Below are 9,033 nucleotides of genomic sequence, written 5' to 3' on the forward strand. Positions count from 1 at the left end.
AGATGCACCGAAACCCCACATCAGGAACCCGCCGATGAGCACGCCCGCCCTCGCTGCCGCTTCCGCTGCTGTTTCCGCTGCCGTTTCCTCTGCGGCACCCGCAATCCAGTCCATCGCACCGCTGCGTGATTTCGTGACTGCGCTGTCGCGCCTGCTGGATCAGCAGCCGACCGAAGCCGAGATCCTCTCGCGCGCCGGAGCCCTGCTCGGCGCGCTTGTCGCCCGCGACGACTGGTTGCCCGCTGAATACGCGCAGCCGCACCCCGAGCACTTCCAGCAGTTCCTGCTGCATGCCGATTCCGGCGAGCGCTTTTCCATCGTCAGCTTTGTCTGGGGCCCGGCCAGCGCACCCCGATCCACGACCACACCACGTGGGGCCTGATCGGCATGCTGCGCGGCGCTGAATACTCGCAACCGTTCAAGCTCGACGCGCAAGGCAAACCGGAACCCGACGGCCCGGCCATCCGCCTGGAGCCGGGCGCTGTGGAACACGTCTCGCCGCGCGTGGGGGACATCCACCGCGTGCACAACGCCTTTGACGATCGCACGTCGATCAGCATCCACGTCTACGGCGGCAACATCGGCGGCATCCACCGCTCCGTCTATACGGAAGACGGCGAACGCAAGCCTTTCGTCTCCGGCTATTCGAATACCCATCTGCCCAATCTCTGGGACCGTTCCAAGGACACGCCTGCATCATGAGCACCACCATCGACGCCATCGAATCGCCGGTCGCTGCACCGCTGGCCGAAACCCACGTGCCGACACTGGCGTATGCCGACGTGCGCGCCGCCCTGCTGGCCCGCAAGGAGATCGCGCTGGTCGACGTCCGTGAGGAAGACCCGTACGCACAAGCGCACCCGCTGTGGGCAGCCAACCTGCCGCTCTCCCGGCTGGAGCTGGAAGCGTGGTCGCGCATTCCGCGCCGCGATACGTTGATCGTGCTGTACGGCGTGCACGATGGCGTGGACCTCGCTCCGCGCGCGGCGGCCAAGCTGGCTGAACTGGGCTATACGCGCGTGTACCTGCTCGAAGGCGGCCTCGATGGCTGGCGCGCGCCGGCGGCGAAGTGTTCCAGGACGTCAACGTGCCCAGCAAGGCCTTTGGCGAATACGTGGAAGCGCATCGCCACACGCCGTCGTTCAGCGCGCAGGAAGTCAAGGCGCTGCTTGATGCCAAGCGCGACGTGATGATCGTCGATGCGCGCCGCTATGAAGAATTTCAGACCATGAGCATCCCCACGGCGACGAGCGTGCCGGGCGCCGAGTTGGTGTTGCGCATCCGCGAGCTGGCGCCGGACCCGAACACGCAGGTCATCGTCAATTGCGCGGGGCGCACGCGCAGCATCATCGGCACGCAATCGCTCGTGAATGCCGGTATTCCCAACCCGGTGGCGGCACTGCGCAACGGCACCATCGGCTGGCTGCTGGCCGACCAAGTGCTGGACCATGGCGCCAGCGCCGTCACCCGCAGGACGTGTCTGCCGAAACGCGCGCGCAGGCCCAGGCCGATGCACGCGCCGTGGCCGAACGCGCCAACGTGCCGCGCATTGCGCTGGCTGAGGTTGCCAAACTCGAGACACCGGACCGCACGGTCTACAAGCTCGACGTGCGCACGCCCGAGGAATATGCCGCCGGCCACCTGCCCGGCTTTGCCAGCGCGCCCGGCGGCCAGCTCGTGCAGGAAACCGACCACACGGCTGCCGTGCGCGGCGCCCGCATCGTCCTGGCCGATGACGACGGCGTGCGCGCCGACATGTCCGCCTCGTGGCTCGCGCAAATGGGCTGGGAGGTCTATGTCGTCGATCCGATCGACGCCAGCCAGCGCAACGTCACCGGCACGTGGCAGACGCCCGCTCCACAATCTCCGGCCGTGCGCACGGTCGACGCCCGCGCCTTGGCCGGCTGGCTGGAAGCGGGCGACACCGCCGTCATCGACGTCACGCGCAGCGCCAACTACGTTGCGCGGCATATTCCGGGGGCGTGGTTTGCCGTGCGCTCCGACTTGCCCGCGGCGCTGGCGCGCATCCCGGCGGCCCGCCGCTACGTGCTGACGTGCGGCTCCAGCCAGCTCGCCCGCTTTGCCGCCGCCGACCTTGCCAAGCTGACGCAGGCCGAGGTGTGGGTGCTCGACGGAGGCACCGCAGCATGGGTGGCCGCCGGTCTGCCCGTTGAAGCCGGCGAGACCCGCCTGGCCTCACCCCGCATCGACCGCTACCGCCGCCCGTATGAAGGCACGAGCGCGCCGCGCACCGCCATGCAGGCCTATCTCGACTGGGAGTTCGGTCTGGTGGAGCAGCTGCGGCGCGACGGAACGCACGGGTTCCGGGTCATCTGAGGGGCCGCAAAGGTTCGGAACGTCACGCTTGGCGTTCTGAACTCGACACTTGGGGTTCCAACACGCCACGCTTGAGGTTCCAGACGCCGCGCTTGAGGTTCCGAACTCCATCGGTGGCGTTCGGAACGTGACCGGTGGCGTTCAGAACCTCGATATCTCGTAGTCCGAACGCCAACATTGAGGTTCTGAACGCCATGCATGGGGTTCCAAACCCCGCACGCCGGGTTCGTCACCCCGAACGTGAGGTCTGGAACCCCGTGATTGGCGTCTCAAACTCCACATACGCCTCCGCTCACTTGCTTGCTAACGCCGCTCACAACGAGCGATAACAAAACTCGTTTTGCGCATAAGCCGGCGTTGAGTAGCATCGGGACTTCCTCGCAGAGGTTCCGGCATGTCCCCCTTCATCGCCCTGTGCCTGCTCATCACCTACGTGGTGTGGGGCACAACGTATCTCGCCATCCGCTTTGCGCTGACCGATCTGCCGCCCTTTCTGATGATGGGCTCGCGTTTTCTGGCTGCGGCGGTGCTGCTCGCCCCGCTGGTCATCCTGCGACAGCGCAAGCAGCCCGAAGAGCGGCCGACCTTGCGCCAGGTCCGCAACTGCGCATTGATCGGCGCGTTCATGCTGGTGGGCGGCATGGGCATGACGGCGGTGGCCGAGCAGACCATCTCGTCGGGTGCGACCACGGTGATGATCGCGTCGATGCCGCTGTTCTCCACGCTCTGGACGCTGCTGGCCGGCGGCCGCCTGCGTGCCTATGAGATTGGCGCGATTGCGCTGGGCAGCATCGGGATTGCGGTGCTGTTTCGTGGCGCGGAGTTCCAGGCCAGCACGGTCGGCGTGCTCGCGCTGACCGCGGCCATTGCGTCATGGTCGTTCGGCTCGCAGCTCTCCAAGCGCATCGACATGCCCAAGGGCATGACGGCGTTCGTATTGGAGATGGCCTTTGGCGGCGTGGCACTCGTCGTGCTCAGCCTGCTCACCGGCGAAGCGTGGCCCAGCCACATCGGCATGCATGCCGCGCTCGCATGGGGCTACCTGGTGGTGTTCGGCTCGGCCATCGCGTTCACCGCCTACATGGCGCTGGTGGAACGCGTGTCCACCGTCATGGCAACAAGCTACGTGTATGTGAACCCGCCCATCGCCCTGCTGATGGGCGCATGGCTGGCGGATGAAGTGGTCGCGCCGCAGACGCTGGGCGCAACGGGCATCATCCTGGCGGCCGTGGTGGTGCTGACGGCTGGGGCTACGCGGGCGGCGCGGCGGGCGGCTGCTTGAACGTGCCCGATGGTGGTCGAAAAAAAGCCCGCACATTGGCGGGCTTTTTCTTTGGAGGGCGATCAAGCTGCCTTGATTTCAGCCAGCAGATCGGGGTGGTGGTCGAGAAGCTTCAGGAGTTTCACCAGCGCCAGAGACGGTTTCGTCTTCCCGGTCTCATAGCGCGAGAACGCATTGACGCCGCCGCCAAAAATCTCGGCGGCCTCGCGCTGGTCCAGATTCAGTTTGCGTCGCACCGCCGCAATGTAGGCCGGATCAACATAGGTGGCATTCACCTGGCGCTGAAACGCCGACACCAGTTCGCCATACCGGTCGCCCTGCCCGCGTTCGAGCACGATCTCGTCGCATGCAGGGCAGAACGATCCAGTGACGGACGGGATGACAGTCGTCTCGCCTTTGTAGGCGTACGGCACATCGCGTGTGTCATGAATCAGCTCGGCGGCACCGCAGCTCGGGCATTTCATGGTCAAAGCTCCTTGAAGGAAACGATCAGCACGCCATCAACCACGGTCAGCTTCAGGTAGACGTCCTGGCCGTGCGCCCTGGCGTGATAGACGTCTTGCCACACGCGGTGGTCGGCATGGGTTGTCATGCTCTTGTAGAAGCACTGCGGCGTCACCGTCATGACGACTGCGCACATGCCTGCCAAGTCCGTGATACCGAGTTCCAGCGCCCCCTCGTATGCACTGCGTGTCGCCCGTACGCTGCCCGATCGGATCAGTTCGCGAATGAGCGACAGTTTGGCGTGCGGCGTACGTTTTTCCATGCACGCCAACTTAACCTAGTTGGTTAGTATACCAAATAGGTTAATTCCGAAAACGACGTTTCTGCGAGAGAAGTTATCCGGCCAACGACGACGGCAACGAGCCGCTGGGCACGGCGTCCTCTTCGGCACCGTCGACAGTGCCGCTGTCCGCAGGATTGTCCAGCCGGTTGAGCCACGCCAGCAACGCGTCGGCTTGCTGCGGACGCGAGAACAGGTAGCCCTGCCCCAGATCGCAGCCGGCGTCGCGCAGCAATGCGAGCTGGTCGGGGTCTTCCACGCCTTCGGCCACCACCTGCATGCGCAGGCTGTGCGCCATGGCGATCACCGCGCCGGCAATGGCCTCGCCGTCGCCGGGCATGCGCTGCACGAAGCTGCGGTCGATCTTGAGCTTCTGGATCGGGAAGCGCTGCAGATACGCCAGCGACGAATACCCCGTGCCGAAATCGTCGATCGACAGGCTGATGCCGGCCGCATGCAGGGATTCGAGCAGCGCGATGTTGTCTTCGATGTCTTCCATCAGCACGCTCTCGGTAATTTCAAGTTCGAGCTGATGCGGCGGCATGCCGGTTTCGCGCAGCACGTCCATGACGTTTTCAACGAGCGCCGGATCGCGGGTCTGCCGCGCCGACAGGTTGACGGCCACCTGCAGCGTGATGCCGTCTTCGCGCATCCAGCGCACGGCCTGTTCGCACGCGGTGCGCAGCACCCACAGTCCGAGCGGCACGATGAGGCCGGTTTCCTCCGCCACGGCGATGAACTCGCCCGGGCCGATCAGCCCGATCTCCGGATGGCGCCAACGCACCAGCGCCTCCACGCCGTAGACGTTGGCCTTGGAGATGACGGCGTCGTGTGCGTCTTTGGTGCGCAGGCGCACCTGCGGCTGATAGGCCAGCAGCAGTTCGTCGCGGTCGAGCGCGCGCCGCAGGTCGGCTTCCACGCGCAGGCGGCGGCGCGCCTGCTGATCCATCTCCGACGTGAAGCTTGCGGCCGCATTCTTGCCGTGATTCTTCGCGTGGTACATCGCCGTGTCGGCGTTGCGCGTGAGCGCCTGCACGTCGCGCGCATCATGCGGATACAGGCTCACGCCCACGCTGGCCGTCACGTAGATCTGATGCAGATCCAGCGCAAACGGCGCCGCGAGCGCGGCCAGAATGCGTTTGGCCAATCCATCGGCCAGCGTTGCCGCTTCCGTCTCGGCAATCTGCGCGCGGCCCGACAGCTCTGCGATGACCGCAAACTCATCCCCGCCGATGCGGCACAACACGGCGCGCAGGTTGGCCTGGTCGATCACGTCGTTCAGCCGCCGCGCAACCTGTCGCAGCAAGCGGTCGCCGTTGTTGTGGCCCAGTGTGTCGTTGACGACCTTGAAGTTGTCCAGATCCAGCAGGAGCAGCCCCACCGCGCCCGCCTGGCCCGCGCGTTTGAGCGAGACCTGCAGGCGTTCATTGAAGGCGTGCCGGTTCGGCAGTTCCGTGACGGAATCGATATGGGCGAGGTAGTCCAGGTGCGCCTCGGCCTGCAGCACCGCACGGCGCATGCGGGCGATCACCAGATACGCCAGACCCATCGCGCCGATGCCCACCGATACCGTCAGCACGGCATAGCCGAGCAGTTGCATGTACAGCTCGGTCAGGCTGGAGCGCACCACCACATAGCCGATCACGCGGCGCTCCGACTCCACCGGTTCGACCACCTCCAGCGTGGTGAGCGTGGAGACATGCGAGTCGCGCAGCATGGCGGCATCGGGGGCGAGCACGGGCGCCGCGTCGCCATGCTGATACAGCGCCAAGGGCTTGCGAAGTGCACTGAAAATGCCGGCCGCGCGCAGCGACGGCGATGCCTCCAGCGCGCCAAGCGTTTCTTCTGCCGCACGACGGTCATTGAAGAGCAGCGCCGCCACGCTGTTGGCCCCGACGATGCGCGCCTGCACATGCACGTCGCGCACCAGCGCCGCATGCAGTGCGATGAACTGAAACACGATGAGCAGGAAGCCGGCGATGGTCAGCGCCGCGCCGGCACCGGCCATATTGGCCCGCACCATGGAGTGCCCCAGGCGCGGCCGCGGGGTCGTGATGGATTCGCTCATTGCACCGTCCTTGCCAGGCGCAGCAGTTGCGAGCTGAGCTGCAGATGGGCTTGCCGGGCAGCCACTGCATCAATGTCGAAGACCACGCGATTCTCATGCAGCGCCAACGCGATCATCGGGTCGGGGTTGCCGGGTGCGCGCTGGCTCTTTGGGCTGTCGGACACCGTCAGCACGGGCGAGGCCGGATCGACGCGCACACCGTTTGAGGCACGTGCGTCGAACACGAGGACATGGCAGCCGGTAACGGTGCCGTCATTGATCTTTCGGATTTCCAGGCGATGTCCGCGCACGGGTTTTCCTGTCAGTTTTTCCAAGGCCGCCTGCAACGGGTGCTGTGCTGTCACGCACACCACCATCGGGGCATCGGCCTGCATGACATCGGCCGGCCAGTTGGTAAACAGCGCAAAGTTGTAGATGAACGCCGCCTTGACCTGCACCTCGCTGGCCTGCATCTGCGCGTGCGCGGCACCCATGCATGCCACGCCTGCCAGCACGGCGCCCAGCGCCACGCACAACCTGCGCGTGCGTGGCCATCGGGCGCGTCGGGCGGTGCCGTGCGGGCTGTTCATCGGAAGGTGTAGGTGAATTTCACGCGGAATGCACGGCCATCCTGCTCGATGGACCGCTGCATCAGCTCAGGCCCGGCCGGATCGGCATAGCGTCGATCGAACAGGTTGTAGACGCTGGCCGACATTTCCAGATTGGGCGCCAACCGTGTCGCCAGCAAGGTCAGGTTGGCGATCCAGTAGCCGCCCACCTGCCCCGCCGTCGTCAGCCGGTTGCTGATGTACCGCGCCTCGAGCCCGGCGCGCCAATCGTCGCGCCACACGGGCGTGGTGGCGTTGAGCTTGAGCATGTGGCGCGGCGAGTTGCTCAGCGTCTGGCCGGTATCGACATCTTCGGAACGCTGGAAGGAGTAGCTCGTGCGCAGCCGCGTGCCGCCCGGCCAGTTCTGCTCGTAGCCGAGTTCTGCGCCGCGCGTGCGCACGCGCGCTACGTTGCTGAAAAAGAGCAGCCCGGTGTTCGGGTCTTCGCTCTGGCTGATGAGGTTGGAAACGTTGTTCTGAAACACCGACAACGTCGCCTTGCCGCCGGCAGCCACTTGTTGTTCGAGCACCGTTTCATACGTGCGGATGCGCTCGGCCGACAGTCCGTTGGTGACCTGCTGGCCGCCGGGCGCACTGGTCTGATAGTTCAGCTCGTAATCGTTCGGCGCGCGATAGGCCATGCCGTAGATCGCCTTGACGGTGGTCGTTGGGGCGGCGTGCCAGATCAAACCCACGCGCGGGCTGAAGATGCCCGGCGCGAAGCTCGTGTGGTCGTAGCGCAGGCCCGTATCCAGCACCCAGTCCCGATGGAGCATGAATTGATCCTGCACGTACAGGCCCACGCGGTTGTTGTTCCGATGGTCGTCCAGGTAGCTCGCGTACGGCACCGTATCGAAATTGCGCATCGCATCACGGTAGTCGCGCTGCAGCTCCGTGCCGATGACCAGCGTGTGGCGTTCGATGCGGCGCGTCACGAGCTTGAGTTCCGTGCCGTACCAGGCGGTGTCGAACACATCGCGGTTGATGCCGACCGGAGGGGGGCTGTATGCGTAATCCCCCTGCGAGACATAGCGCCCCCAGAACAGCCGCGCCGACACGTCGGTCGTGTCGTCCAGCGCGTGCTGCCAGGTGCCGTTGAACATCTGCCGCGTATCGACGGTGCGCGAGCGCGGGTCATTGAAGCTCTGGTCGTACGGGGCCGTCGGCACGCCTTTCGTGCGGTCGACGTAACCGAAGGTCAGCCCGAACTCGCCGAAACTGCCCTTGGCGAACAGGCGTTTGGCGCGGTCGTAATCCATGCCGCGGGCGACGCCGTCGCTCACGCCGGGCTGATTGAACTCGGCAAAGTAAAGGTCGCGGCCGGGGGCATCGTTCACGCTGGCCGACAGCAGCCACTCGGCGCCGTTCTCGGCCCGCTTGCCCCACGTCACGCGGGCATCGCGCGCATTGGCGCTACCCGTCGATCCGCTGGCCTGCACGCCGTCAATGTCACGGCCACGCTTGGTGATGATGTTGATCACGCCGAACAACGCGTTGGATCCGTACACCGCCGAGCCGGCTCCGGGCACGTATTCCACCCGCTCGATGAGATCGACGTTGAGGATGGCTTCGGAGCCGACGGATGCCTGGTCGAAGATCGGGTCGTTGGTGCGATGGCCGTCGATCAGCAACAAGAAGCGCGTGTCGTAGTCGCCCGCGCGCAGGAAGCCGCGTGCGCCGAGCGTGGTGTAGTTGCGGTCGTAGTTGGTGTAGAGCCCCGGCAGGCTGCCCAGAATGTCGGCCAGCGTGCGCCAGCCGTAGGCTTTGATGTCGGCCGCGGTGATGACCGAGACGTTGGCTGGCGCCTCATTTGCGGCTTGCGCGTACTTGGATGCGCTGGTGACGACCTGCACCTGCATGAGTTGCTCGATGGGCAATGCGGTGAGGTCGGCAACTTCCGTTTGTGCCAGCGCCGCGTGTGAAAGCAACGCACCCGCCACCGCAAACATTTGCGCGCATCGCTTCGGGTCGAGCG

General features: G+C 65.6%; 6 protein-coding genes and 2 pseudogenes. 3 read left to right on the plus strand and 5 right to left on the minus strand.

The window, feature by feature from the left end; genetic code table 11:
- The first annotated feature begins 34 nt into the window (after window positions 1–34).
- The 3 genes and pseudogenes from FUT88_RS20580 to FUT88_RS20590 all read left to right on the plus strand — a co-directional run bounded on the left by FUT88_RS20580 (window position 35) and on the right by FUT88_RS20590 (window position 3,619).
- Window positions 35–702: pseudogene (locus tag FUT88_RS20580) on the plus strand (cysteine dioxygenase).
- Window positions 699–2,337: pseudogene (locus FUT88_RS20585) on the plus strand (rhodanese-related sulfurtransferase). Before FUT88_RS20580 ends, FUT88_RS20585 begins: the two co-directional pseudogenes overlap by 4 nt.
- Before the next feature lie 394 nt (window positions 2,338–2,731).
- Window positions 2,732–3,619, plus strand: a complete 888-nt coding sequence (locus FUT88_RS20590; protein ID WP_147217883.1) for an EamA family transporter — start codon at window positions 2,732–2,734, stop codon at window positions 3,617–3,619.
- A gap of 62 nt (window positions 3,620–3,681) precedes the next feature.
- Here FUT88_RS20590 and FUT88_RS20595 read toward each other — a convergent pair whose 3' ends face one another.
- From FUT88_RS20595 to FUT88_RS20615, 5 genes are all read right to left on the minus strand, one after another.
- The gene (locus FUT88_RS20595) at window positions 3,682–4,083 is read right to left on the minus strand and encodes a type II TA system antitoxin MqsA family protein (RefSeq protein ID WP_147217885.1); all 402 of its coding nucleotides are present in this window, start codon (window positions 4,081–4,083) and stop codon (window positions 3,682–3,684) included.
- A gap of 2 nt (window positions 4,084–4,085) precedes the next feature.
- A complete protein-coding gene (locus tag FUT88_RS20600) occupies window positions 4,086–4,385 on the minus strand; it encodes a type II toxin-antitoxin system MqsR family toxin (RefSeq protein ID WP_147217887.1) in 300 nt (99 codons plus the stop codon).
- A 73-nt stretch (window positions 4,386–4,458) separates the two neighbouring features.
- Window positions 4,459–6,471 (minus strand): putative bifunctional diguanylate cyclase/phosphodiesterase, encoded by a 2,013-nt coding sequence (locus FUT88_RS20605; RefSeq protein WP_147217889.1) that lies wholly within the window; start codon window positions 6,469–6,471, stop codon window positions 4,459–4,461.
- A complete protein-coding gene (locus tag FUT88_RS20610; protein ID WP_147217891.1) occupies window positions 6,468–7,040 on the minus strand; it encodes a YfiR family protein in 573 nt (190 codons plus the stop codon). The genes FUT88_RS20605 and FUT88_RS20610 overlap by 4 nt, the downstream gene beginning before the upstream one ends.
- On the minus strand, window positions 7,037–9,033 hold a 1,997-nt coding region (locus FUT88_RS20615), incomplete at its 5' end, for a TonB-dependent receptor plug domain-containing protein (RefSeq protein ID WP_261797235.1). The genes FUT88_RS20610 and FUT88_RS20615, both read right to left, overlap by 4 nt.

It is taken from the genome of Ralstonia sp. TCR112 (assembly GCF_007997035.1).
GTDB classification, from domain to species: Bacteria; Pseudomonadota; Gammaproteobacteria; order Burkholderiales; family Burkholderiaceae; genus Ralstonia; species Ralstonia edaphi.

What these genes read in the sequence shown, in the direction of transcription:
- FUT88_RS20595 (WP_147217885.1), bottom strand. Translation starts at nt 4,083, where the DNA reads ATGAAATGCCCGAGCTGCGGTGCCGCCGAGCTGATTCATGACACACGC.
- FUT88_RS20605 (WP_147217889.1), bottom strand. Translation starts at nt 6,471, where the DNA reads ATGAGCGAATCCATCACGACCCCGCGGCCGCGCCTGGGGCACTCCATG.
- FUT88_RS20610 (WP_147217891.1), bottom strand. Translation starts at nt 7,040, where the DNA reads ATGAACAGCCCGCACGGCACCGCCCGACGCGCCCGATGGCCACGCACG.
- FUT88_RS20590 (WP_147217883.1), top strand. Translation starts at nt 2,732, where the DNA reads ATGTCCCCCTTCATCGCCCTGTGCCTGCTCATCACCTACGTGGTGTGG.
- FUT88_RS20600 (WP_147217887.1), bottom strand. Translation starts at nt 4,385, where the DNA reads ATGGAAAAACGTACGCCGCACGCCAAACTGTCGCTCATTCGCGAACTG.